The organism is Delftia sp. WY8, from assembly GCF_018437695.1.
Taxonomy (GTDB): Bacteria; Pseudomonadota; Gammaproteobacteria; order Burkholderiales; family Burkholderiaceae_C; genus Comamonas; species Comamonas tsuruhatensis.
The window spans coordinates 6,308,725-6,333,318 of record NZ_CP049795.1 but is presented as its reverse complement, the minus strand read 5'-3'; the positions used below and the strand labels follow the sequence as shown (position 1 = coordinate 6,333,318).

26 protein-coding genes are annotated in these 24,594 nt (G+C 66.9%); 17 read left to right on the top strand and 9 right to left on the bottom strand.

The features are described from left to right. Positions 1-21 precede the first annotated feature (21 nt). A complete protein-coding gene (locus G4D77_RS28935; protein WP_154834148.1) occupies positions 22-1,530 on the bottom strand; it encodes a YdgA family protein in 1,509 nt (502 codons plus the stop codon). Between the two features lie 15 nt (positions 1,531-1,545). Here G4D77_RS28935 and G4D77_RS28930 point away from each other — a divergent pair, with 15 nt between their 5' ends. After that, positions 1,546-1,887, top strand: a complete 342-nt coding sequence (locus G4D77_RS28930; protein WP_126311504.1) for a hypothetical protein — start codon at positions 1,546-1,548, stop codon at positions 1,885-1,887. 31 nt (positions 1,888-1,918) lie between these two features. Here G4D77_RS28930 and G4D77_RS28925 read toward each other — a convergent pair whose 3' ends face one another. Then, on the bottom strand, positions 1,919-2,821 hold the full coding sequence (locus tag G4D77_RS28925; protein ID WP_016451547.1) for an alpha/beta fold hydrolase: 903 nt from the start codon (positions 2,819-2,821) through the stop codon (positions 1,919-1,921). Positions 2,822-2,954: 133 nt separating this feature from the next. Between G4D77_RS28925 and G4D77_RS28920 the strand changes: the two genes are divergently transcribed. Beyond that, complete coding sequence (locus tag G4D77_RS28920; RefSeq protein WP_154834147.1) at positions 2,955-3,881, top strand: LysR family transcriptional regulator; 927 nt, start codon at positions 2,955-2,957, stop codon at positions 3,879-3,881. A 120-nt stretch (positions 3,882-4,001) separates the two neighbouring features. Beyond that, positions 4,002-4,583: a peroxidase-related enzyme gene (locus G4D77_RS28915; protein ID WP_154836356.1), complete on the top strand. Its 582-nt coding sequence runs from the start codon at positions 4,002-4,004 to the stop codon at positions 4,581-4,583. On the opposite strand, the gene G4D77_RS28910 is transcribed toward G4D77_RS28915, so the two are convergent. Continuing rightward, positions 4,552-6,045 carry an aminotransferase-like domain-containing protein gene (locus G4D77_RS28910; RefSeq protein WP_154834146.1) on the bottom strand — a complete coding sequence of 498 codons (1,494 nt, stop codon included), beginning with the start codon at positions 6,043-6,045 and terminating at the stop codon, positions 4,552-4,554. The genes G4D77_RS28915 and G4D77_RS28910 overlap by 32 nt on opposite strands. 96 nt (positions 6,046-6,141) lie before the next feature. Here G4D77_RS28910 and G4D77_RS28905 point away from each other — a divergent pair, with 96 nt between their 5' ends. Further along, on the top strand, positions 6,142-6,936 hold the full coding sequence (locus G4D77_RS28905; protein ID WP_154834145.1) for an arylamine N-acetyltransferase family protein: 795 nt from the start codon (positions 6,142-6,144) through the stop codon (positions 6,934-6,936). 4 nt (positions 6,937-6,940) lie between these two features. Here the strand turns inward: G4D77_RS28905 and G4D77_RS28900 are convergent, their stop codons facing one another. Beyond that, the gene (locus G4D77_RS28900) at positions 6,941-7,945 is read right to left on the bottom strand and encodes a LacI family DNA-binding transcriptional regulator (protein ID WP_046239660.1); all 1,005 of its coding nucleotides are present in this window, start codon (positions 7,943-7,945) and stop codon (positions 6,941-6,943) included. 229 nt (positions 7,946-8,174) lie between these two features. On the opposite strand from G4D77_RS28900, the gene G4D77_RS28895 reads away from it, so the two are divergent. From G4D77_RS28895 to G4D77_RS28880, 4 genes are all read left to right on the top strand, one after another. Beyond that, a complete protein-coding gene (locus G4D77_RS28895; RefSeq protein WP_213757819.1) occupies positions 8,175-9,143 on the top strand; it encodes a Bug family tripartite tricarboxylate transporter substrate binding protein in 969 nt (322 codons plus the stop codon). A 43-nt stretch (positions 9,144-9,186) separates the two neighbouring features. Then, complete coding sequence (locus G4D77_RS28890; RefSeq protein WP_154834143.1) at positions 9,187-10,344, top strand: L-talarate/galactarate dehydratase; 1,158 nt, start codon at positions 9,187-9,189, stop codon at positions 10,342-10,344. Positions 10,345-10,760: 416 nt separating this feature from the next. Further along, positions 10,761-11,219: a T6SS effector amidase Tae4 family protein gene (locus tag G4D77_RS28885; protein WP_080518216.1), complete on the top strand. Its 459-nt coding sequence runs from the start codon at positions 10,761-10,763 to the stop codon at positions 11,217-11,219. After that, positions 11,219-11,635, top strand: coding sequence for a hypothetical protein (locus tag G4D77_RS28880; protein ID WP_016451541.1), 417 nt, complete (start codon positions 11,219-11,221; stop codon positions 11,633-11,635). The genes G4D77_RS28885 and G4D77_RS28880 overlap by 1 nt, the downstream gene beginning before the upstream one ends. Positions 11,636-11,682: 47 nt before the next feature. On the opposite strand, the gene G4D77_RS28875 is transcribed toward G4D77_RS28880, so the two are convergent. The 4 genes from G4D77_RS28875 to G4D77_RS28860 form a co-directional block, all read right to left on the bottom strand. After that, positions 11,683-13,029, bottom strand: a complete 1,347-nt coding sequence (locus G4D77_RS28875; protein ID WP_047327455.1) for a sigma-54-dependent transcriptional regulator — start codon at positions 13,027-13,029, stop codon at positions 11,683-11,685. Continuing rightward, positions 13,026-14,906, bottom strand: a complete 1,881-nt coding sequence (locus tag G4D77_RS28870; protein WP_154834142.1) for a sensor histidine kinase — start codon at positions 14,904-14,906, stop codon at positions 13,026-13,028. Before G4D77_RS28870 ends, G4D77_RS28875 begins: the two co-directional genes overlap by 4 nt. A gap of 46 nt (positions 14,907-14,952) precedes the next feature. Beyond that, a complete protein-coding gene (locus G4D77_RS28865) occupies positions 14,953-16,260 on the bottom strand; it encodes a dicarboxylate/amino acid:cation symporter (protein WP_154834141.1) in 1,308 nt (435 codons plus the stop codon). A gap of 447 nt (positions 16,261-16,707) precedes the next feature. Next, on the bottom strand, positions 16,708-18,282 hold the full coding sequence (locus G4D77_RS28860; RefSeq protein ID WP_154834139.1) for a methyl-accepting chemotaxis protein: 1,575 nt from the start codon (positions 18,280-18,282) through the stop codon (positions 16,708-16,710). Between the two features lie 259 nt (positions 18,283-18,541). Between G4D77_RS28860 and G4D77_RS28855 the strand changes: the two genes are divergently transcribed. The 5 genes from G4D77_RS28855 (at position 18,542) to G4D77_RS28835 (ending at position 22,073) form a co-directional block, all read left to right on the top strand. Continuing rightward, a complete protein-coding gene (locus G4D77_RS28855; protein WP_154834137.1) occupies positions 18,542-19,525 on the top strand; it encodes a MerR family transcriptional regulator in 984 nt (327 codons plus the stop codon). Next, positions 19,486-20,118 carry a lipocalin family protein gene (locus tag G4D77_RS28850; protein ID WP_154834135.1) on the top strand — a complete coding sequence of 211 codons (633 nt, stop codon included), beginning with the start codon at positions 19,486-19,488 and terminating at the stop codon, positions 20,116-20,118. Before G4D77_RS28855 ends, G4D77_RS28850 begins: the two co-directional genes overlap by 40 nt. Further along, on the top strand, positions 20,115-21,164 hold the full coding sequence (locus G4D77_RS28845) for an NAD(P)/FAD-dependent oxidoreductase (protein ID WP_154834133.1): 1,050 nt from the start codon (positions 20,115-20,117) through the stop codon (positions 21,162-21,164). Before G4D77_RS28850 ends, G4D77_RS28845 begins: the two co-directional genes overlap by 4 nt. 20 nt (positions 21,165-21,184) lie before the next feature. Further along, positions 21,185-21,364 (top strand): DUF2256 domain-containing protein, encoded by a 180-nt coding sequence (locus G4D77_RS28840; protein WP_013801983.1) that lies wholly within the window; start codon positions 21,185-21,187, stop codon positions 21,362-21,364. Between the two features lie 100 nt (positions 21,365-21,464). After that, positions 21,465-22,073, top strand: a complete 609-nt coding sequence (locus tag G4D77_RS28835) for a DUF4337 domain-containing protein (protein WP_034366698.1) — start codon at positions 21,465-21,467, stop codon at positions 22,071-22,073. A gap of 87 nt (positions 22,074-22,160) precedes the next feature. On the opposite strand, the gene G4D77_RS28830 is transcribed toward G4D77_RS28835, so the two are convergent. Further along, positions 22,161-22,652, bottom strand: coding sequence for a hypothetical protein (locus G4D77_RS28830; protein ID WP_016446290.1), 492 nt, complete (start codon positions 22,650-22,652; stop codon positions 22,161-22,163). 136 nt (positions 22,653-22,788) lie between these two features. Here G4D77_RS28830 and G4D77_RS28825 point away from each other — a divergent pair, with 136 nt between their 5' ends. The 4 genes from G4D77_RS28825 to G4D77_RS28810 all read left to right on the top strand — a co-directional run bounded on the left by G4D77_RS28825 (position 22,789) and on the right by G4D77_RS28810 (position 24,570). Further along, positions 22,789-23,280: a helix-turn-helix domain-containing protein gene (locus tag G4D77_RS28825; RefSeq protein WP_043821580.1), complete on the top strand. Its 492-nt coding sequence runs from the start codon at positions 22,789-22,791 to the stop codon at positions 23,278-23,280. Then, the gene (locus G4D77_RS28820; RefSeq protein WP_013801980.1) at positions 23,277-23,684 is read left to right on the top strand and encodes a VOC family protein; all 408 of its coding nucleotides are present in this window, start codon (positions 23,277-23,279) and stop codon (positions 23,682-23,684) included. The genes G4D77_RS28825 and G4D77_RS28820 overlap by 4 nt, the downstream gene beginning before the upstream one ends. Before the next feature lie 11 nt (positions 23,685-23,695). Next, entirely contained in the window at positions 23,696-23,926 is a 231-nt protein-coding gene (locus tag G4D77_RS28815; protein ID WP_154834131.1) for a hypothetical protein, read from the top strand. A gap of 149 nt (positions 23,927-24,075) precedes the next feature. Continuing rightward, positions 24,076-24,570, top strand: a complete 495-nt coding sequence (locus G4D77_RS28810; RefSeq protein WP_016451534.1) for a MerR family transcriptional regulator — start codon at positions 24,076-24,078, stop codon at positions 24,568-24,570. Positions 24,571-24,594: the final 24 nt, after the last annotated feature.

Here is a 24,594-nt window from a genome sequence, read left to right as displayed (position 1 = left end):
GCCCGGAAGGTGGATGGCCGCTTACTGCAGCGCGCCCATGGGCAGGGCGATGGGCTTGCCGTTGAGCGTGACCTGGCCGGCCTGCATCTTGAGCGCGCTGACCAGCTTGTCGCCTTCCAGGCGGGCATAGCCCGTGGCCTGGGCCATGCCCAGCATGCCTTCCACATCCTCTGCCGAGACATCGGGCTTGCCCGATGCCTTGAGCAGCGGCTCCAGCCAGGCCTTGGGCAGGCTGGCATTGGCCTGCAGTGCCGAGGTCTTGAGCAGCGCCGGCATCCAGCCGGCCTGGGCGACCTGCTCCTGCGTGGGCGCGCTTTGCACTTCGGCGCCGTACTCCAGGTGGCCGGTCTGGCCCTGGTAGGTGGCCTGCAGCTTCATGGAGTAGGCCGGCAGGGCCGCCACCAGGCGCGGAGCGTTCTGCATCAGCACGCCCATGCCCTGCTCTTCCAGCGATTCCAGCGCCTTGGCCAGGCCCTCCTTGCGGTAGCCCTCGACCATGACGCGCTGGAAGCCGCGCAGCGCCTCGATGTCCAGGCGCTGGATCTTTTCCTCGTAGCCCACGGACTCGAAATCGATGGGGCCGATACGGCCCGTGCCCTTGACCTGGGTGGTCATGCCCAGCGTGGTCTTGTCGGACTCGATGACCGAGCTGCCGTCCACGTTCTTGAGGTCCAGCAGCGTCTTGGCCTCGCCGCCTTCGGCGGGCGTGCTGCTCATGCCGAAGCGGGCGATGCGCACGCTGGCCTTGCCGGGGCCCAGGCCCCACAGGCCGTCGATGACCTTGTTCTCGAAGCTGCTTTCCAGGCCCGTGAGCACGATGCTGGTGCGCTCCACCGGCGCTGCGGCCGGCTGGGCGGCGATGGCCTCGTCGTTGTCGGATTCCTCCTCCTCGCCCTCTTCCTCTTCCACGCCCATGGACTTGTCGCGGCTGGGCAGGCCCAGCAGGGCCACCTCGGGCCAGCGCCAGGTGCCCTTGACGCTGCCACCGCCCAGGGCCGTGTCCAGCACCATTTCCTGCCAGCGCATGGTGACTTCGTTGTCGCCCATCTCGCCTGCAGGCAGCAGCAGGCGCACATCCTGGCCGCCCGTGAAGTGGTGCACGCTGGTCAGCGTGGGAGCGACAGCCTTGGCCAGGGTCTGGCGGCTCTTTTCGTCCAGGCCGTCGAGCGCAAAGCGCGTCTCCGACACCGCTGCCGCCAGGCGGCCACCGGCCAGCGGGCCGTGGCGCACCGTGGTGTCCACCACCAGGCGCACGGGCTTGGGGGCGGCTTCTGCGCCGGCGTCTGCAGCGGCGGGCGCATCGGCCTCGCCAGCCGCAGGCCACTGCAGCACCAGCTTGGCCTGGGACGACAGGAATCCCTTGTGGTATTCGTCGGTCACGACGGCCTTCTCGCCCAGCACCTTGCGCAATTCGGCCACGGCATCCTTGTAGCCGGACTCGGCCCTTTGGCCCGTATACCAGGTGGTTCCTCCATAGGCCACGACGGCCAATGCCACGGCAGCAGCCACTGCGGTTTTCTTGTTGCTCATTGTGAATATCCCGTGATGAATAAGACCCTCCCCCTCGGGCGGGCCGCGCGACTGTATCAGTTCGGCGTTTCACCATGCATCGGCAATGGGCCGCGCATTGGCCCGCCTGCACCTTGTGCGGTGGTCCCCTATGGGCGCAAGGCGTTGCCCAGCCCTTGCCAGGCCTTGTCTCCAGCGGCTTTCAAGGATTGGGACCTGGGCATTGCATGCTGGCAGCAGGCATGCGGTTTTTTCAATTGCTTACCTTTTCCGGACACGATTGGCATACCAATTGAATCCATGGAGAACGCTATGTCTCCGCAGATATGGTGCGAATGCACCTTTGCCCTCTTTGCCCTTTTTTGCCGGCTTGCCTGAATGCAGTCCCGAAAGCCAGCAATGACCGCACTCACCCGGCCTGCAACAGAAATGGCAGAGCCGCGTCCAGCAGTGCGTCGGGCGCCTCCTCGGCAATGTAGTGCCCGCAGGCCAGTGGCCGACCGCGCACATCGTCGGCCACGAGCTGCCACTCGCGCAGCGGATCGAAGCAGCGGTGCACCACGCCCTCCTCGCCCCAGAGCACCAGCAGCGGCATGGACAGCCTGCGCCCCAGCCGGCGGTCCTCGCGGTCATGGTCCAGGTCGATGCCGGCCGAGGCGCGGTAGTCCTCGCACATGCCGTGCGCGCTGCCCGGCAGCGCCAGGCAGCGCTGGTACTCGGCCAGCGCCCGGGGATCGAAGGGCGCCAGGCCGGCGCTGCGCCGGCCCATGATCTCGCGCACATAGGCGGCGGGGTCGGCCTCGATCAGGCGCTCGGGCAGCGGCGCGGGCTGGATCAGGAAGAACCAGTGCCAGTAGGCGCGCGCAAAGGCCTCGCCGGTCTGCTCGTACATGGCCAGCGTGGGCGCAATGTCCAGCAGCACCAGACGCTGCACGCTGGCGGGATAGTCCATGGCCAGCCGGTGCGCCACGCGCGCGCCCCGGTCATGCGCCAGCACGCTGAAATGCTCATGGCCCAGCCGCGCCATCAGCCGCAGCAGGTCGCGGGCCATGGTGCGCTTGCTGTAGTTCACATGCTCGGGATCGCCGGCGGGGCGCGAGGAGTCGCCATAGCCGCGCAGGTCGGCCAGCACCACGGTGAACTGCTGCGCCAGCCGGGGCGCGACGCGGTGCCAGATGGCGCTGGTCTGCGGGTGGCCGTGCACCAGCAGCAGGGCCGGCCCCTGGCCGCCCACCCAGGCGTTGATCTCCACCCCGTCATCGACCGTGATGCGCTGCTGGCGCAGGCCCGGCATCCATGGATCTGTGTGCATCCCGGAGATTCCTTCTACGTTGTTCATGACTGTCAGCCTGCCATGCTAATCAGTAAACCAGGCTGCATAAATAGCAAAATATTGCATTGATCCATCAGTTCAATTTACGAATCAACCATCCACCGCATCCACCATGGACGGCTTTTCCGACCTGCGTTTCTTCTCGCTGCTGATCCGCGAAGGCAGCCTGGCCGCTGCGGCCCAGCAGATGGGCGTGACGCCGCCCGCCGTCAGCCGCCGCCTGTCCTTGCTGGAGCGGCGCCTGGGCGTGCGCCTGCTGCAGCGCACGACACGGCGCATCCACCTGACGCCCGAGGGCGAAGCCTACCTGCTGGACGGCGCGCGCATCCTGGCCGACCTGGAGACGCTGGAGCGCAGCATCTCGGGCACGCGCTCCACGGCGCGCGGCCCGCTGTCCATCGCCTGCACGCTGGGCTTTGGCCGCCAGCGGCTGGCGCCCGCGCTGTCGGCCTTTGCGCGCGCCTATCCCGAGGTGCAAGTGCAGCTGCACCTGACGGACAGGCCCGTCAACCTGGTCGAGCAGGGCTTTGACGCCGTGGTGCGCTTTGGCGCCCTGCCCGACTCCGGCCTCACCGCCCGCCTGCTGCTGCCCAACCGCCGCGTGCTGTGCGCCGCGCCCTCCTACCTCAACGCCCATGGCGAGCCACGCCAGCCTGCGGACCTGCAGGCCCACCGCTGCATCGTGATCCGCGAGAGCGACGAAACCTATGGCAGCTGGCGCCTGAGCCGCCGCACGCGCCAGGGCCTGAGCGAGCACAACATCAAGGTCAACGGCGTGATGAGCACCAACGATGGCGCTGCAGCCCTGACCTGGGCACTGGACGGCCACGGCATCCTGCAGCGCTCGCTGTGGGACGTGGCCGCGCCGCTGGCCGCAGGCGCCCTGCGCGAGGTCCTGCCCCAATGGCAGCTGCCTGCGGCCGACATCTACCTGGTGCACGCCACGCGCAGCGAGATGTCGGCCCGGATCCGCGCGCTCACCGGCTTTCTGGGCGACTGGTTTGCACAACGACCTGAGCCGGAGATGGCGCCCGCCTGAGCCCGGGCGCAATCTGCAACCTCGGCGGCAGGCAGGCTGTCATGCGCGTTCACCCCGCGCAGCGCAGGCCATGCGAACATGGCCCGCAACGACAACCACCACCCCCAGGAGACAAGACACATGGCCACCGCCCGCTACCCCCAGCCCGAACTGTCCAGCCTGCCCGAGGACATCCGCACCCGCATCCTTGAAGTGCAGGAAAAGGCGGGCTTCATCCCCAACGTCTTCCTGGCCTTTGCGCGCCGCCCTGCCGAGTGGCGTGCCTTCTTCGCCTACCACGATGCCCTCATGCTCAAGGAAGAAGGCAGCCTGACCAAGGGCGAACGCGAGATGATCGTCACCACCACCAGCGCGGCCAACCAGTGCCTGTACTGCGTAGTGGCCCACGGCGCCATCCTGCGCATCTACGAAAAGCAGCCCTATGTGGCCGACCAGGTGGCCGTCAACTACCGCAAGGCCGACATCAGCGCCCGCCAGCGCGCCATGCTGGACTTCGCCATGAAGGTCTGCGAGCGCAGCCATGAAATCTGCGAGGCCGACTTCGAGACGCTGTACGCCCATGGCTTCGACGACGAGGACATCTGGGACATCGCCGCCATCACCGCCTTCTTCGGCCTGTCCAACCGCATGGCCAGCTTTGCCGGCATGCAGCCCAATCCCGAGTTCTTCCTCATGGGGCGCGTGCCGCGCGAGAAGAAGTAGGCTGACCGACCTGTGCCCCCTGGCGCGCAGCAGCACCCTCGACCAAACCCCGGCATATCTCCCCCACCTGCCCCACAGCCCCCAGCAGGCGCGGCGTGGGCTCGTTGGCGCAGTTCAGGCGCAGGTGGTTGGGCAGGTCCGAGCGCGATGAGAACAGCGGGCCGGGGCTGACGCCAATGCCCAGCTCCAGCGCACGGCGGTGCACCTCCAGTGCATTGACCTGGCGCGGCAACTCCACCCACAGCAGAAAGCCCGCGCGCGGGGCCGAGACACGGGTGCCTGCGGGAAAGCTGGCCTCGACCCTGGCCGTGACGGCCTGCACCCCGGCCTGCACGCGGGACTTGAGACGGCGCAGGTGCCGGTCGTAGTCGCCGCTGGCCAGCACCTCGCTCACGGCGGCCTCCAGCAGCGGCGCACCGGCCCAGTCGCCCGCCAGGCGCACCTGCAGCACCTGGGCATGGAAGCGGCCCGCCGCAATCCAGCCCACGCGCCAGCCCGGCGCCAGGGTCTTGGACACCGAGCCGCAATACAGCACGTTGCCGCTGGCGTCGAAGGCCTTGCAGGCCGGCGGGCGCTGTCCGTCGCCTGCAAGGTCGCCATAGACATCGTCTTCGATCAAGGGAATGCCTGCCCGCTCCAGCAGCGCCACCAGGGCCTGCTTGCACTCCACCGGCATGCTGGCGCCCAGCGGGTTCTGCACGGTGGGCGATGCCAGCACGGCAGCCGGCCGGTGGCGGGCAATGGCCTCGGCCAGCGGCTCCAGCAGCAGGCCTTCGCGGGGATCGGTGGCAATCTCCAGCGCCTTCAGGCCCAGGTCCTCCAGCAGCAGCAGGCTGCCGAAATAGGCGGGCCGCTCCACGGCCACGACATCGCCGGGCTTGCACACGGCGCGCAGGGCCAGCCGCACGGCCTGGGTGGCGCCTGCCGTCAGGACCAGGTCGTCGGGGCCGAAGCGCGCACCCCATTGCGCGGCCCGGGCCGCGATCTGGCCGCGCAGGTCGGCGCGGCCCGGCGGCATGCTGTAGGTCTGCCCGTGCGCGTCCAGGCGGCGCCCGGCGGTCTGCAGCGCGCGCTGCAGCCGGGCCGTGGGCAGCCAGGCCGGATCGGGCAATGCCGCACCCAGCGGGATCAGGCGCGTATCGGGACTGCTGAACAGCGAGCGGGCCAGGGCCGACAGGGTCACGGGCACGGGGCGCGACGACGGGCGGGATGCCTGCAGCGCCGCGCCGCCGGTTGCCTGCCGCACAAAGTAGCCCGAGCGCGGACGCGCGACGATCAGGCCCTCGGCCTCCAGGCAGCGCAGTGCCTCCAATGCGGTGGGCAGGCTGACCTGTTCGCGCTCGGCCAGGCTGCGGGCGGAGATCAGCCTGTCGCCGGGGCGCAGTGCGCCGCAGGCCAGCGTCTGGCGCAGGGCCTGGGCAATGCGGCGGTACTGGGGCAAGGGTTCGTTGTTGGAGGGCATGCCAATCTGTACAGGTCAGTTTTCTTGGATTCTGCTTATACAGGCATTGGCTGCCCGGATTTATCGTTGCAGCCATCAAGCAACCCGAGGAAACCCATGCAAGCCAGCAATTTCGATCTCCAGGCCTATTTCCGCCGCATCGGCTTCAGTGCCGGTGACTCCGCCAAGGCCGATACCGCCACCTTGCATGCGCTGATGCGCCACCAGTTGTTCGCGGTGCCTTTCGAGAATCTCGACGTGCAGGCCGGCAAGATCGTCTCTCTGGTGCCCGAAGACATTGCGGGCAAGATCCTCGGCGGCGCCCGGGGCGGCTACTGCTACGAGGTGAACGGCCTGTTCGCCATGGCGCTGCAGGCCCTGGGCATTTCCTACCGCTTTGTGGCGGCGCGGCCCATGTTCTATCCGGCCCGCCGGCCCCGCACCCACATGGCCCTGGTGGCCGAGGTCGAGGGACGGCGCTGGCTGTGCGACCTGGGCTTTGGCAGCTACGGCATACGCGCCCCCATGGCCCTGGACGTGCTGGACACCGAGGTCCGCCAGGACGGCGACACCTTCCGCCTGAGCCTGGACGACCAGGGCGAGTACCTGCTGCAGGCCCGCGTGGACGGTGAATGGGCCAACCAGTACGCCTTCAACCTGTCGCCCCAGGAGTGGGTGGATTTCGCCCCCGCCAACTACCTGAACTCCACGCACCCGGACGCCATCTTCGTGCAAAAGCGGGTGGTGGTGCTGCACCAGCCGGCCGGCCGCATGATCCTGGTGGGCGACGCGCTCAAGACCATCACGGCCAGCGGCACCGAGACCAGGCAGCTGGCCCCTGATGAAATCCAGCACGTGCTGGGCAGCCTGTTCGGGCTGGCGACCGAGCGCCAGGCGGCTGCCGTGTGCTGACTCTCTAAGCTCGGCGGGTCGAATCCCGCTCGATCAGCTCGAACCCCAGGTCGAACGCCGAGCGCCCGGCACTGTGGCCCTTGCAGCGTGCCAGCACGAGTTCGGCGGCCAGGCGGCCTATGCCCGGTCCGTCCACATGCACGGTGGTCAGCGACGGCAGCAGATGGGCCGCGAAATCGGCATTGCCGAAGCCCGAGACGGCCAGATCCACGGGCACGCGCAGGCCGCGCGCCTGGGCTTCCACCAAAATGCCGTGGGCCAGCATGTCCGAGCTGCAGACCACGGCCTGCAGATCAGGCTGCTGCGCCAGCAACTGGCCCAGCGCCTGCCGGCCCAGCTCCAGGCTGCCGGGCGCGGACACGGTGACCGTGGGCACCTCGCGGCCCCAGGCTGCAAGAAAGCCCTCGCGCCGCTGCTGGGCCCGGTGGTCGCTGCCCGTGGCCATGCCCACGCGCTGCAGGCCGCGCGAGAGGAAATAGCCGGCCAGCGCGCTACCCACCTTGAGGTGGGAAAAGCCCACCACCATGTCCAGCGGCCGGTCGCTGAAGTCCCAGGTTTCCACCACGGGAATGCCGGTCCTGCGCAGCCGCTCGCGCGCCTTGCCGGACTGCACCAGGCCCATCATCACAATGCCGTCGGGCTGGCGCCCGATCATGGCGTTGAGCACCTCCTCCTCGCGCTGCTCGTCGTAGAAGGTCTGGCCCAGCAGCAGCTGATAGCCCTCCTGCGCCAGCGTGGCCGTCAATGACTGCACCGTGGGCAGGAACTGCGACACCGACAGCGCGGGCACCACGCCGGCCACCATGCGGCTGCGGCGGGACTTGAGCCCGCCGGCCAGCAGGTTGGGGATGTAGCCCGTGGCCTCCACGGCCTGGCGCACGCGCTCGCGCGTCTTCTCCGAAACGATGGAAGGATTGCCCAGTGCGCGCGAGGCCGTGATCAGCGAGACGCCGGCCGCCTCGGCCACGTCGTGCAGCGTGGCGGGCCTGGGGGGTGTGGGTGTGTTCATGGGCAAGCGCGATCGCGGGCTGGTATCGGGGACGGGCCTGAAGATAGCAGACCGCCCTCAACGCACGGGCGCCAGGCCTGCCCTGCATCGCAGAAATCGTGATTGACAGCCAAAATGACAACGATATCATTTTGCTGAAAGCGCAAATCCTTGCATCTACAAAACGGCATCGGCGCTTTTTCATTTCCCCGGAAATGACAACGATGTCATTCACAAATCAGGAGACAAGATGAATCACATTCTTCGTGCCATGGCGCTGGCCCTGGCCGCGCTCGCTGCCTTTTCTGCATCGGCCCAGGCCTGGCCAGACAGGCCGGTCACCCTGGTCGTGTCCTTCCCCGCCGGCGGCTCCACCGACCAGGTCGCGCGCGCCGTGGCGCCCAGGCTGGGCGACAAGCTCAGGCAGTCCTTCGTGGTGGAGAACAAGGCCGGCGCCACGGGCACCATCGGCGCGGCCTTCGTGCAGCGCGCGGCGGCGGACGGGCAGACCTTTCTCGTCACCTCGCTGGGCCCGCTGGTCATCGTGCCCCACCTGATCAAGAACCTGCCCTACGACGCGCTCAAGGACTTCGACCTGATCACCGTGGCCGTGCAGTCGCCCAACGTGCTGGTCGTGCCTGCAAGCTCGCCGCACAAAAGCGTGGCCGACGTGGTCGCCCACCTCAAGGCCCACCCGGGCAAGATGAGCTTTGCCTCGGCCGGCCACGGCTCCAGCGACCACCTGACGGCCGAACTGTTCTGGCAGCAAACGGGCACCCAGGGCGTGCATATCCCCTACAAGGGTGGCGCGCCCGCCCATGCCGACCTGATCGGCGGCCAGGTCGATGCCTCGTTCCAGAACATCAATGCCGTGATCCAGCACATCCGGGCCGGCAAGATGCGCGCCCTGGCCGTGACCAGCCCGCGCCGCTCGCCCGTGCTGCCGGACCTGCCCACGCTGGCCGAGGCCGGGGTGAAGAACGTGGAGGTCGCCTCCTGGCAGGCCATCGTCGCGCCCAAGGGCCTGCCGCCTGCGCTGCGCGACAAGGCGCATGCGGCCTTTGTCGAGGCGCTCAACGATCCCCGGGTGCGCGAGCAGTTCGTCTCCATCGGCTACGAGATGGTGGCCGGCACGCCCCAGCAGTTCGCCGAGTTCCAGCGCCAGGAATACGCGCGCTGGAAGTCGGTCATCGAGGCCGGAAAGATCAGCATCGACTGATGCCTGCCCCTGTCCTTTTCCCAACCCCCGCACTCCCGCAGCCATGACCTCTTCCGCGCTCTCCGAAACCACCAGCCAGGACCGCATCCAGTGGATACGCCTGTCGTCCTGCGACCTCCCCCTGGCCCGGCCCATCAGCGATGCCAAGGTGCTCACGGGCCGCCAAAAGCCCATGACCGAGGTAGCCATGCTGTTCGCCGAGATCCAGACCCGCGACGGCCACCGGGGCCTGGGCCTGAGCTACGCCAAGCGCGCCGGCGGCCCCGGCCAGTTCGCCCATGCCAGCGAAATCGCGCCCTCCCTGCTGGGCGAGGACCCCAGCGACATTGCGCGGCTGTGGACGCGCATGTGCTGGGCCGGCGCCTCCGTGGGCCGCAGCGGGCTGGCCGTGCAGGCCATCGCGGCCTTTGATGTGGCGCTCTACGACATCAAGGCGCGCCGCGCGGGCCTGTCGCTGTCCAAGCTGCTGGGCTCGCAGCGCGAATCCGTGCGCTGCTACAACACCTCGGGAGGCTTTTTGCACACGCCGCTCGATGAACTCAAGCGCAACGCCAGCGCCTCGCTGGAGCGCGGCATGGGCGGCATCAAGCTCAAGGTGGGCCAGCCCGACTGCGCGCTGGACATACGGCGCGTGGAGGCCATGCGCGCCCACCTGGGCGATGCCGCGCCCATCATGGTCGATGCCAACCAGCAATGGGACCGCCCCACGGCCCAGCGCATGTGCCGTGTCTTCGAGGAATTCAACCTGGTCTGGATCGAGGAGCCGCTGGACGCCTACGACCACGAAGGCCATGCCGCGCTGGCCGCGCGCTTCGACACGCCGATTGCCACCGGCGAGATGCTGACCAGCGCCGCCGAGCATGGCGATCTCATACGCCACCGCAGTGCCGACTTCCTCATGCCCGACGCGCCGCGCGTGGGCGGCATCACGCCCTTCCTGCAGATCGCCGCCCAGGCCGAACTGGCCCACCTGAGCCTGGCGCCCCACTTCGCCATGGAGCTGCACGTGCACCTGGCCGCCACCTGCGCCAACGAGCCCTGGGTGGAACACTTCGACTGGCTGGAGCCGCTGTTCAACGAACGCCTGGAAATCGCCAATGGCCGCATGCTCGTGCCCACGCGCCCCGGCCTGGGACTGAGCCTGAGCGAGCAGGCGCGGCGCTGGACGCGCGAAAGCGTGGAGTTCGGGGAGCGGGGTTGAGGGAATTGGGGGCGTCAGGCCTCAAAGGCTTACGCCCCGTACTGCAGAGAAATCGCGCCATCAGTCACTGGAGTAGGCCCAGACTCAATGGGACCTAATTTCATTCCAGCGGCCATTCGAGATAGATGTAATTACCTGAAACAAAAAAGAAAAGGTCGGACAGAAGATTGTTACGATGCTTGCCGCCAGACAACGATCCGCCCCATTGGGGATTGCAAACCTGCACGCCAGCCTGCCGATCAAGGGAAAAATGCGAGTGGTAAGCCCCCGTCCCGATTGCAGCCAGCCCGGACACTCTCCATCACTTTGCGGGATCGACATGAAGATTGGCGTATAGCAACGAAAGGCTAATTTTGATCAAACCAAATTTTCATCGGCTATGGCAGGAGTTTCCTGACCACGTCAGATTCAAGACCATGAAAGATCTATACACAGAACTGGGTGGTGCTGCCGAGAAAAATATCTACTTACCAGGCTTCGGTCCCAATGGAAACACATGTGCCAGCCGGTTGAGCGTTGCCTTCAACAAGGCCGGTGCGCCGATCAACGCAGCCTTGGCGGGTACGGCTGGTGCACGGACATTGGGAACAAAAGACGGTTCTCGCATCATTTATGGCGTAGCAGATTTTCGATCCTATCTTTTGAAATCACTTGGCAAACCATCCACTGATGCCGTCAGCCCATATGATGACAAATTTCGCGGCCTGAAAGGCATCATTGCCTTCAGCGTGAACTGGAGTGGCGCCACAGGTCATATCGCCTTATGGAATGGAGTCCATTATCGTGAACCGGGCTATGACAACTACTCCACTTACACAAATCCGGACAACCCATCCATCAAAACTTCACTTGGTGAATTTTGGGAGCTCACTTGATGCGCATGGCTTTGCTGGCATGTGGTCTGGTCATCGCCGGATGCACCCCAGACACGAATCCCGCAGGTGGCGCTCGCACGCAAGTGCAGCGCGACGTTGAAAGCTATGCCATCGCAAGCTGCCTGACCCAACAGACTGAGCCCTATCTCAAGGACCAAGGAGATGCCTGGGCATCCGTTGTCGTGCAGCGCATGCACGGGGATATCGAAGTGCTGGCGGGCATTGCCGAACAGGTGCAGAGGGAGAACACCAAGGGCGCCAACGGCGATATGGCCGTCATGCGCGACGAAACCCGTCCCAGGCAGGGCAAGCCATTGCCCGTGCTGCACTGTGGCGAGGTGATCGACCGGCCCGCCGTGCGCGCTGCGATTCAAAAGGCGATTGCGGCACTGCGCCCGTCCTACGAATCCAGGTAGGCCAAGCCGTTTCCCGAAAATCCGGGTTGGAGGCGGGCAACCAGCCCCTACCCATCCAGCCCGTACTTGCGGATCTTGTCGTGCAGCGTGGTCTTGGGCATGGACAGGGCTTCGGCCGTGCGCGCCAGGCTGCCGGCGTGGCGGCGCAGGGCGTCGGCGATGAGGGCGCGCTCGAAGGCCTCGACAGCGGCGGACAACGGACGGGGCGCGGCGTCCTGCCCGGTGGTGCCGGCCGGCTGGCCGAAGGGGGGCGAGCCGGCCTCGATGCCCAGCACCGTGCGCTCGGCCACGTTGCGCAGCTCGCGCACGTTGCCGGGCCAGTCATAGCCCAGCAACTGCTGCACGCGCGCGGTGGTCAGCTCGGGCACGGGCCGCTGGTGGCGCGCGGCGCCCTGCAGCGCGAAGTGCTCGAACAGCAGCGGCACGTCCTCGCGCCGCTCGCGCAGCGGCGGCAGCGAGACGGTGGCCACGTTCAGGCGGTAGTAGAGGTCGGCGCGGAACAGGCCCTGCCTGCTGAGTTCGAGCAAATCCACCTTGGTAGCCGCGATCACGCGGCAGTCGATAGGAATGAGGGTGTTGGAGCCCAGACGCTCCAGCACGCGTTCCTGCAGCACGCGCAGCAGCTTGATCTGCATGGGCACGGGCATGCTCTCGATCTCGTCCAGGAACAGCGTGCCGCCGCTGGCGTGCTCCAGCTTGCCGATGCGCTTCTTGCCCGCGCCGGTATAGGCGCCGGCCTCGCTGCCGAACATTTCGCTGTCGAACAGCGTGTCGGGCAGGCCGCCGCAGTTGACGGCCACGAAGTTGCCATCGCGCCGCGCGCTGGCCTCGTGCAGGCAGCGCGCCACCAGTTCCTTGCCCGTGCCGGTCTCGCCCTGGATCAGCACATCGGCCGCGCTTTGCGCCAGCCCCGTGAGCATCTGGCGCAGCTGGCGCATGTTGGGCGCGCGGCCTATCAGCCGGTGCTCCAGGCTGTCGCGCTGGTCCAGCTGCTGGCGCAGCGCCCGCACTTCCAGCACCAGGCGGCGGCGCTCCAGGGCGCGGCGCACGGCGCCGACCAGGGTTTCGGGGGCGAAGGGTTTCTGGATGAAGTCCTGGGCGCCGTCCTTCATGGCCTGCACGGCCATGGAGATGTCGCCGTGGCCGGTGATCAGCACTACGGGCAGCTCGGCATCCATGGCCACCAGCTCGCGCAGGAAGGCCATGCCGTCCATGCGCGGCAGCCGGATATCGCTGACCACGATGCCCGCGAAGTCGCGCGACAGGCGCCGGCGCGCCTGCTCGGCGCTGCCCACGCTTTCACAGGCGATGCCTTCGAGCTGCAGCGCCTGCTCGCAGCCGAGCACGATGTCGGGGTCATCCTCGATGATCAGGACTTTGAGGGCGTCGGTCATGGTGTGTCGGCAGAGGGTGTGGAGGGAGCCAGGGCCAGGCTCAGCGTGAAGACGGCGCCGCCGCCCGGATGGTTGCTGCCCGTCAGCGTGCCGCCGCATTCACGCACGATGCCGGCCGACAGCGCCAGCCCCAGGCCCAGGCCCACGCCCTCTTCCTTGGTGGTGAAAAACGGCTGGAACAGATGGGCCTGCGCCGCTTCGCTCAGGCCCGGCCCGTGGTCGCGCACGGTGACCTGGGCGCGGCCATCGGCCACGGCGCAGGCCAGCTCCAGGCAGGGCGCGGGCTGGCCGCGCATGGCGTCCAGGGAATTGTTGATCAGGTTGATCAGCACCTGCTCGATGCGGTTGCGGTCGCACCAGGCCACGGCCTCGGGCACGCCGTCATCGCGCAGGATGCGGGCGCCGGTCTCGGCCACGCGCGACTCCAGCACGGCCAGCGCATTGTCCAGCGCATGCGCCAGCGGCACGGCCTGGCTGGCGCCGCTGGACTTGCGCGCAAAGTTGCGCAGCTGGCCGGTGATGCGGCCCATGCGGTCGGCCAGCTGCGCCATGCGCTCCAGGTTCACGCGCGTGGTTTCGGTATCGCCGCGCTCCAGAAAGCGCTGGCTGTTGCCGGCCAGGGTGCGCAGCGCCGTCAGCGGCTGATTGAGTTCATGGGCCACGCCCGTGGACAGCTGGCCTATCACGGCCAGCTTGCCGGCCTGCACCAGTTCGTCCTGGGCGGCGCGCAGCGTGGCCTCGGCGTGGGTGCGCTCGGCCACCTCGGCCTGCAGCGCCTCGTTGGCGGCCGACAGGTCGGCCGTGCGCTGCTCCACCTTGCGCTCGAGCTCGTCGTGCGCGGCCTGCAGCGCCTCGCGCGCGGCCAGCCGGTCGCGCAGGTGGCGGCGGCGCTCGTTGACCATCATGGCCAGCAGCAGCACAAAGGCCGCGCCCACGGCCGCGGCCAGCGCGCGGCTCTGGGCCAGCTGGTCGACCTGCTCCAGGTGCGAGAGCACGGTGATCGTCCAGGGCGTGCCAGGCAGTTGGCGCGACTGGGCCAGGAAGCGGCCGCTGACCGGGTAGACCGAGCCTGGCGATTCCTCGCCATGGCGGGCAATGCGCACCAGGCGCGCGCCCTGGCCCAGTTCGCGCAGCACCTGCAGGCCCAGCGGCTCCAGCGCGCGGCGGTTGTACTGGCGCGTGTGGTCGAAGGCGGCGCGCGTGCCCTCGTCCAGCGTGCGCAAGGTGGTGAATTTCCAGTCGGAGACCGTGCCCAGGATGACGACACCGTTCTCGTCGCCCACCAGCACGGGCGCCTCCACCGTGGACCACGACTGCTCCAGCTGGTCCAGGCTGACCTTGACCACGGCCACGCCCAGCGTGTGGGTGTCGTCGCCCAGGGTGGAGGCCAGGTAGTAGCCGGGCTCGCCGCGCGTGGTGCCAATGCCGAAGAAGCGCGCGCTGCCCGTGGCCATGGCCGTGCGGTAGTAGGGGCGAAAGCTCAGGTCCTCGCCCAGGTAGCTGTCGGAGCGCCGCCAGTTGCTGGAGGCCACGACGTGGCCGCGCGCATCGACCAGGTAGGCGGTCAGCGTGCCCGCGCGGTCGTTGAGCTGCTCCAGGTAGGCGTTGACGCGGTTGGTGAGCTGCTCGTCGCCGGGCTCGGCCAGCAGCCTTTGCACATTGCCTTCCAGTGCCAGCACGTCGGGCAGGAAGGCGTACTTGCCGATCTCGCGCTGCAGGCTGGCGCCGTACAGCTCCAGCCGGTGCATGCCCGTGGCACGCAGATCGGCGATGCCCAGCCGCTGCGCCATCAGGTACGCACCCCAGCCGCTCAGCCCGCTCAGGGCAAGCCACAGCAAAAGCAGGATGAGCTGGCGCAGGGGGCGGCGGGCGGGCATGGTGAAGGCACCAATGTTATCAGTCCCCCCCAGCGCCGCCTGGGCCTCAGGCCGAGACAGCGGCCCGCCCTTCCTGGGAGTGCTCCATGGGCAGCAGCGACTCGTCGTCGTCCGTGGTGGCATTCGGATCGACCGCGCCTTCCCACTTGGCCACCACGGCCGTGGCAATGGCATTGCCCAGCACATTGGTCAGCGTGCGGCCCATGTCCAGGAAGTGGTCGATGCCCAGGATCAGCAGGATGCCGGCCTCGGGCAGGCCGAACATGGGCAGCACGGCGGCCACCACCACCAGCGAGGCGCGCGGCACGCCTGCAATGCCCTTGCTGGAGACCATCAGCACCAGCAGCATGGTGATCTGGGCCGTCAGCGTCATGTCGATGCCGTAGGCCTGGGCGATGAAGATGGCCAGGAAGGTGGTGTAGACCATGGAGCCATCGAGATTGAACGAGTAGCCCAGCGGCAGCACGAAGCCGATGATGCGCGGCTTGATGCCGAACTTCTCCAGCTGCTCCATCAGCTTGGGATAGGTCGATTCGCTGCTGGCCGTGGAAAAGCCCACCAGCAGCGGGCCGCGGATCAGGTTCAGCAGGCGGAAGATGTCACGGCCCAGCACGACGTAGCCGGCCACGATCAGCAGCACCCACAGCGTGGCCAGGGCCAGGTAGAAGCACAGCATGAACTTGCCGAACACCGACAGCATGCCCAGGCCATGGATGGTGATGGTGCCGGCCACGGCGCCGAACACGCCCACGGGGGCGAAGCGCATCACGTAGTCGGTGACCTTGAGCATGATGTGGACCACTTCGTCCATCAGGCCCACCATGGAACGCGCGGCCTGGTTGTGCAGGTTGCCCAGCGCAATGCCGAAGAACAGCGCGAACACCAGGATCTGCAGCACCTCGTTGGTCGCCATGGCCTCGAAGATGTTCTTGGGGAACACGTGGGCGATGAAGTCCTTGAGGTTCAGCGCCGAGGTCTTGAGGTTCAGCCCTTCGGCCGACGACGGCAGGGCCACGCTCAGGCCATGGCCGGGCTGCAGCACGTTCGCATAGATCAGGCCGATGGCCAGCGAGCAGAACGAGGCCACGATGAACCAGCCCAGCGCGCGGCCGCCGATGCGGCCCACGGCCTTGGCGTCGCCCATGTTGGCCAGGCCCGACACCAGGGTGGCGAACACCAGGGGCGCGATGATCATCTTGATCATGCGCAGGAAGACATCGGTGAGGATGCCGAAGTAGCTGGCGATTTCCTTGGTGGCCTCGGGCGTGGGCGCGTAGCTGTTGCAGGCATAGCCCACCAGCACGCCGAGGACCATGGCCACGAGCACCATGGTGGTCAAGCGATTGAATTTCATGCGGATTTTTTCGTTGGACGTATTTCGGTCTTGCAAGCGAGCCCGGTCCGCCGCAGCCCCCGGGCCTCTGCCGGATGCCATTGCGAAGACGGGCTTGTCTCCCTGCACACACAACCACGACGCACGTGGCCTGCGCCTGACAGTGCACAGACCGTGCCAGCCGCATCCGGCATCTGCGCCACGCGCTAACTGCTTGATTCGCCTATATCGACCTTACTTTTACGCATAAGGTGGAACGGAAATCCGAACAATGAAATGCAGGCGCCGTTCGGAAAACCGGATGGCGCGACCTGCGGGCTCCGGCCCTCCCGGGCCATGGCGCAACTGTTTGAACGCCGGCCGGTGCCCGGGCAGGACGGCAGCAGCGGCTGATGCTCCGGCGCCTGTAGAGGGGCCCGCTCTCCCAGGGTCCCGCACCGTGTCTTCACCCGGTGCATCAACCCTGCCTCAACCCTGCGCTTGAGGCCCCAGGCGGAAAACGCTCACGGACTGCACAAGGTCATGCGCCTGCTGGCGCAGGCTCGTGGCTGCCGCCGCCATTTCCTCCACCAGGGCCGCGTTTTGCTGCGTCGCCTGGTCCATCTGCATGACCGCCTCGCCCACCTGCGCAACGCCGCTGCGTTGTTCGGCGGAAGCCGCGCTGATCTCTCCCATGAGGTCGGTGACGCTGCGTATGCTCATCACCACTTCAGCCATGGTGCCCCCCGCGCGGTCGGCCAGCACAGAGCCCTGTTCGACCCGCTCGACGCTGTCGGAGATCAGGGCCTTGATCTCCTTGGCCGCCGCCGCGCTGCGGCCGGCCAGGCTGCGGACCTCGGAGGCCACCACAGCGAAGCCGCGGCCCTGTTCACCGGCACGCGCAGCCTCCACCGCAGCGTTCAGCGCCAGGATGTTGGTCTGGAACGCGATGCCGTCGATGACGTTGATGATGTCGGCGATGCGGCGCGAACTTTCACTGATGCCCTTCATCGTGTCCACGACCTGGGTGACCACCTCGCCCGCCTGCCCGGCCACGCCGCTGGCCCGCTGCGCGAGCGCGTTGGCCTTGCCGGCGCCATCCGCGTTCTGGGTCACGGTGGCTCCGAGCTGTTCCATGGAGGCCGCCGTCTGTTCAAGCGCGCTGGCCTGGCTTTCGGTCCGCGAGGACAGGTCGGTGTTGCCCTGGGCAATCTGCGTGCTTGCACTTGCCACGGATTCGCTGCCGCTGCGCACGACAGCCACGACCTGCGATAGCGCATCACTCATCTCGCCGAGGCTGCGCAGCAGGGTCCCCACTTCATCGTGGGTGGTGGCCTCCACCCGCTGCGTCAGATCCCCGCATGCCACCGCACGTGCCACCTGGATGGCCCGGCCGATGGGGCCCGTGATGGAGCGCGTGACCCAGGTACCCAGCAAGGCGGCCAGCACGACGGCCACCAGCGCGCCGCCCAGCTCGAACGCCAGCGTCATTGCCGCCAGCGACTCGGTGCGCGTCAGGCGCTCGGCCATGAGCTGCTCCTCCTCTCGCACCAGGTCCGCCTGCAGTGCGCGCAGCCCATCCATGGCCGCCTTCTCGCGCCCCAGGGAGAATTCGCGGACCAGATCCTCGACGGTCGCCATGCCGTCCTGAACTTGCCGCCGCAGCGCCTGCAGCGGCTGCACAGCCTGCACGAACTCACGGTGGCGCAGCCGGATACCGTCGAGCCGGCGTTGCTGGGCGGGGTTGTCCTCGGTCAGGCGTACGGCCTCCTGCCAGGAGGCCTCGAACTCCTTGAGTCCTTCATCCCACGGGGCAAGAAAACGGGAGTCACCCGACAGGAGATAGCCCCGCGAGGCCGTCTCCATGTTGACCATGCCCGTGAGCATGCGCTGTCCTTGGGACATCACCTTGAAGGTGTGCTCGTTCCATTGCTGGGCCTCCTTGAGCCGGGACTGGCTGCTCACGGCCAGCGCGATGACAAGAAGAAAAATGGCGATGACGCATGCGAAGGCAGCTGCGAGACGGCGGGCCAGTGGCCAGTTGGACAAATTCATGATGATCATCGGTACGGACTGCGTGGCCGGAAAGACTGCACAAGGGCGCGGCGATCATGGTGTGAAGCCTCGCCTGCGCCTGGGGCAGTCATCTCCTGGCCGGGATCTACAAAGCACTCGCGCCAGCGGCTGCCGGGTGGCGGCCAGCGGGCCTGCGCTTTGTTTCTCTATGTAATATATTGGACAAAACATATTTTTGTCCTAGACAATTAGCAAAATCCCTCAAAACATCCCGGCCATGGCCGGACGTTTTGTCCCCTTCAGATCAATGACGCCACTTTCTGACCCCCTGCCTTTGGCGCCTGGCCCCGGGCTGCCCATCTCGGCCGTCGAACGCGAGACCGGACTTGCCAAGGACACCCTGCGTGTCTGGGAAAGACGCTACGGCTTTCCAAGGCCTGAACGGGATTCGGCAGGCGATCGCCGCTACCCGGCAGACCAGGTTCGACAACTGACCCTGATCCGGCGGCTCATGGATACGGGGCTGCGCCCCAGCAAGCTGATGGGCGTGGATCTGGACGGCCTGCAGACGCTGCTGGCCCGCGCCGACACCTCGCCGGGCAAGGATTTGTCCAGGACAAATTCAGAGAACGCAGCAGACTCTGACCGCTTCGCCCCCATGCTCAACGCCATTGCCGCACATGATCCCGCCCAGCTCAGGCATTGCCTGAGCCTGGCCCAGTCGCGCATGGGCCTGGCCGGTTTCGTGACCACGCTCGTGGCCCCGCTGACCGCAGCGGTCGGCGAATTCTGGGCACAGGGGCGTTTTGAAGTGTTCGAAGAGCACCTGTACACCGAGGTGCTCACCGGCGTCTTGAGGCAGGCGATCGCCTCGCTCGTCCCGCCTTCCCCGCCGCCCGCGCCCAAGGTGGTGCTGACCACGCTGCCGCAGGAGATGCATGGACTGGGCCTGCTCATGGTCGAAGCCCTGCTGGCCCTGGAAGGCTGCAACTGCGTATCGCTGGGCACCCAGACGCCCATCGGCGACGTGGCACAGGCCGCGCGGGCGCATCGCGCCGACATCGTGGGGCTGAGCTTCAGCAGCTCGCACAACGGAGCGATGGCGCAGGCTTGCCTGGGCGAGCTGCGCAGCCACCTGCCGCCGGCCATCGAGTTGTGGGCCGGTGGAGCATGCCCGGCGCTTTATTCCAGCCCGGTCGCGGGCATCACGCCGGTGCGCCATCTCACGGATCTGCCACCGCTGGTCGCCCGATGGCGGCAGACGACAAGAACATCAAGGACATACGCATGAACTTTCCCGCCCCCCGCCCTGTCTTCACCGCCAGGCGGCGCACCCTGCTGGCAACGGCCCTTGGCGCAGGCCTGCTGGCCAGCGGTTGCGCCAGCATGCGCCCGCCAGGCTCGGTCACGCCCGTCTCACCGTTCGATCTGCAGCGCTACCAGGGCCTGTGGTACGAACTGGCGCGGCTGGACCATGGTTTCGAGCGGGGCATGACCGATGTGACCGCCGAGTACACGCCGCAGGCAGACGGCAGCGTGAAGGTGGTGAACCGGGGTTTTTCCGTGCCCCGGGGCCAGTGGCAGCGTGCCGTCGGCAAGGCCCTGTTCACGGGCAAGCAGGACACGGCTTCGCTCAAGGTCTCCTTCTTCGGTCCGTTCTACGGCGGCTACCATGTGGCCGCCCTGGACCCTGACTACCGCTGGGCGCTGGTCCTCGGGCCGGACACGCAGTACTGCTGGATACTGGCCAGGGAGCCGAAACTGCCCCCGCAGACGCTGCAATCCATCGTCGCCAAGGCCGGGGAACTGGGCGTCGATACCAGCGCGCTGATCTGGGTCAGCCATGATCGGCACCAGGAAGCGCGCAGCCAGGAGGCCTTGTGAACAGCCTGCCCCCCGTCGCGGTGATCGGCGCAGGAATGGCGGGTTTGGCCTGCGCACAGTTGCTGGCCGAGGCTGGCTGCCGCGTGGATATCTTCGAGAAAAGCCGAGGCCCATCCGGGCGCATGAGCACGCGGCGCGCGCAGGATCCGCAGGGTGCGTGGCAGTGCGATCACGGCGCTCCATCGTTTGCGGCCCAGGACCCGGAGTTCGTGCAGGAGGTGCGCCAGTGGGAGCAGCACGGCGTTGTCGCCGCCTGGCGTCCGCGCGCAGTGCGCCTGCAGGGCACAGACGTGGTGCCCGCAGAGGCAGGCCCCGACCGCTGGGTGGGCGTGCCGCGCATGACCTCTCCCGCAGCGTTTCTTGTCCAGCGGCTTGGACAGCAGGGGCATGGCGTACGGCTGCACCTGCAGGCCACGGTGCAGCATTTGCAGCACGGGCCTGCCCGCTGGACAGTGCACTGTGCCGAACAAGGGCAGATGGGGCCGGAATACTGCGCCCTGGTGCTGGCAGTGCCTGCACCGCAGGCGGCAGCCTTGCTGGAGCCGGTCTCGCCCTATGCTGCGGCACTGGCCGCCAGCGCACGCATGCAGCCTTGCTGGGTGGCCATGCTGCGCACCGACGCCCCCCTGCCGCTGGACTGGGATGCGGCAGAAATCACGGATGGACCGCTGTGCTGGGTGGCACGCGACAGCGCCAAGCCAGGACGGCAAGGGCAACAAGGGCAGCAGACCTGGGTACTGCATGCCAGTGCACGGTGGAGCCAGGATCACATCGAATCGGACGCTGAATCCGTGGCCCGGCAACTGCTGCAGGCATTCGAGGCCCTGGCCGGCTCTCTGTCCGACTCTCTGCCAGGCGGCCTGCGCGTCACTGCCCACCGCTGGCGCTATGCGCTGCCGGCGCCGCACCTGGTCAACCGCTACTGGTGGGATGCGCCTGCGGGCCTGGGCCTGTGCGGCGACTGGATGTGCGGCGCAGGCGTCGAAGGCGCCTGGCTCAGCGGACGGGCGCTGGCCCGGCGCGCCCTGGCCACGCTGACGCGCTGAACCACAGGAACGCCCGCGCCATGCACAAGAAGCCCCACCTTCCCTCCAAGCTGTGTGCGTGCTGCGGTCTTGCGTTCACATGGCGCAAAAAATGGGCACGTGATTGGGACGAGGTCAAATACTGCTCGCAGCGCTGCCGCACCGCGCGACTGCCGCCTGATCCCACTCCCCCATCTGCAGGCCGTCAGCCAAGGCGCTGACCTCCAAGCGGGCCATGCGCCCCGCACATTCTGGAGCCCTGGATTGCCGCCAGGCCGGCCCCATAATGCGCCACCCCATTGCATCAAGGAATTGGCACCTATGTCTTCCGGCGGCTTTCACGTCCACGGCCCACACGATCACGAACTCGAACATGCTGCCCAGGGCGAGCATGGCCACACCGCCCACCACGGCATCGGCGGCGGCAGCCTGACCAACCAGATCGCCATGTGCACGGCAGTCATCGCCACGGTGGGCGCCATCTTCGCGTACATGGGCGGCGCCACCCAGGCCAATGCCGGACTGTACAAGAACGACGCAGCCATCAAGAAGACCGAAGCGGCCAACCAGTGGGCCTTCTTCCAGGCCAAGAGCACCAAGCAATCGCTGTCCGAGTTCGCGCGTGATCTGGCGACCACGGAGGACAGGCGGGCGGCCTACCAGGCCAAGGTGGAGCGCTACGAAAAGGAAAAGGACGACATCAAGCGCGATGCCGACCGCCTGGAAGCAGAGGCCCGGCAATGGGACGAGAAGTCAGAGATGCAGATGCACCTGCATCACCGCTGGGCGCAGGCCACCACCGCGCTGCAGGTCGCCATTGCCCTTGCAGCCATCGCGCTGCTGACCAAGAAGAAATGGCTGGAATACGCCATGCTCGGCGTGGCAGCGCTGGGCCTTGGCGTGGGCGGGCTGGCCATGCTGCACATCTAGAGCGTGTGGCAAAGCCGCAAAGCCGCATATCCGCCTTGGAAGGCAGCTGTGAAACAGCCCCCCCGATTCCCCGGCCTTGCCCGCGGCTCAGTCCTCGCTGGGACGGGGGTAGCCTGCCTCTGCCCACGCTTGCGCAGACGTCCGGGTGAGCTGATGGTCCGGCCTGACTCCCACCTTGGCCAGCTCGCTGCCGTCGGCGGCAGTGGCGGTGAGCGTGGCGCTGGGATTGTCCTCATCGGGCTCGATATCCAGAGAGACGGTCACGCGTGACCCGCCCACCACGATCTGCACATCCTTGTGCAACTGCGCTGCCAGATGCTGCTCATGCCGGCGCATCACCTCGTGCGCCGTCTTCACGAGCGTGTTGAAGGCGGAAACGTCCAGCGGCTTGGGATTTTTCTTGTCGCGGCCCATGGTCCACGGGCCGACCAGGCTTGGCTCCGCCTGGCCGTCCTGGGTCATGGCAACGGCCCAGCCATCGTCGTCTTCATTCTTGATGACGCGGGCCTCCCAGCCGTTGTGATGCCAAAGGCGGTCTTCGAAGATTGAGACGACTTCTTGTTCGAGTTCTGCGGACATGTCCAGACCCTTCCCTTGTGGAAACTATCGAGCCCGAAATTCTACTGTCCATCCATACAGTTCGCGCGCAGGGGTCTATTCCCAAACCGTGGACTCCCAAGAGACGAAAATGCTTCCCGATGGCACCGGAGACGGCATGAACAACGACCTTGCACACCAGGATCCTGAACTGTTGCGCCGGCTGCTGCGCGCGAAGGACAGCATTGACGCCGCATCGCACGAGGCCTGGCCTGTCGGCCGACTGGCGCAGGTCAGTGGCGTGTCCGAAGCGCACTTCGCCCGGTCGTTCAAGCAGGCCTTCGGCAGTCCGCCGCACCGGTACTTGCTCACGCGGCGCATCGAGCGGGCAATGACGCTGCTGCGCGAAACCGATCTGGCCATTACCGACATCGCCTTTGATACAGGCTGGGCAAGCCTGGGCACCTTCGGACGCACCTTCCGCGATATCACAGGCGACAGTCCCAGCGCAGTCCGGGTGCGCGCCCGGGCGACGATGCACGAGCTGGGCCGCGTGCCCGCCTGCATCGTCAGCGCCGCGCACCGCCCCGACCTCACGACCGCAGTTTCGGAGAAGCGACGCCGGGCAACAAGCGATACAAACGAACCCGAACAACAGGAGATCCCATGATTCAAGGCGTTGAAGTGGTTGGTTTGTATGTGCGCGATCAAGACGAAGCACTCGCGTTCTATGTCGACAAACTCGGGTTCCGCGTCCACACGGACGTGGCAAACGGCGACTATCGCTGGCTCACGGTGCAGCACCCGGAACAGCCGTCGTTCCAGCTCGGCCTGTTCACACCCGGCCCGCCCGTGCTCGACGCAGCAACGGCGCAGGCAGTGCGCGCGATTGTGGCCAAAGGCGCCATGCCGCCCCTCGTACTGACCGTGGATGACTGCCGCGCGGCCTACGACCGAATGCTCGCAAGCGGAGTGGAATTCACGCAGGAACCCGTGGCACGGTACGGCACCGTGGACGCAGGCTTCCGCGATCCGTCGGGGAACGGGTGGAAGATGATCCAGGCGCGCCGCTAAGGGAGGCCGCCTTGAACTGGAACCACCGGATCCGGCAGATCCACCGCTGGCTGTCCGTCGCCTTCATGGTCACCGTCATCGCCAACTTCATTGTCCGGGCGCAGGGGGAGCCTCCCTCCTGGGTCAGCTACTCGCCGCTGCCCCCGCTCTTTCTCTTGCTGTTGAGCGGTCTGTACCTCTTCGTGCTGCCGTACGCCTGCATGCGACGCAGTGGAACAAGGAAGCCAGGCGATGCGAGGTAGGTGTCTTGGCCCTTGAATGGCCGCCAGCACGCATTCTTCGACAAGGGCACGTTGCACTCGCCGCAAATTGCCGCCGCAACGAAGGGCTTGCGAATGCGATAAGCTTCAAGTCTTGTTGAAGGTCAAGGACCCCTTGCCGAAGGTTGCGCATGAACATTGGTGAACTGAGCAAACGCACAGGCCTGTCCACATCACGCATTCGTTTTTATGAGCAAAGCGGCCTGCTGCAAGCGGCTGAGCGTGGCGCGAATGGCTACCGCAGCTATCCGCCTGAGATGGTGCAGATGCTGGAGCTGATTGCGATTGCGCAAGGGGTGGGCTTCAGCCTGGATGAAATTCGTGCACTCTTGCCGCCCGGCCTGCAAGGCTGGGACCATGAGGCCGTCGTGGGCGCGCTGCGCCAAAAAATTGCCGATATCAAGGCCATGGAGAAAAAGCTGCAGACCAGCAAAAAGCAGTTGCAGGCTTTGTTGTCCGATATTGAAGCGCGGCCAGACAACATGGATTGCCATGACAACGCACGCCGCGTGCTCTCCCATGTACTGGCCCAGCAATCCGAATCCCTGGCCTCTGAAGCAGCGGCCGAAGAAAAAATGGGCAAGCTCATGCGCACCGGACACAAGAAGCGGGCAAGCGCGGCATAGGCCTGCGCCAGTTTGGAACGTGGC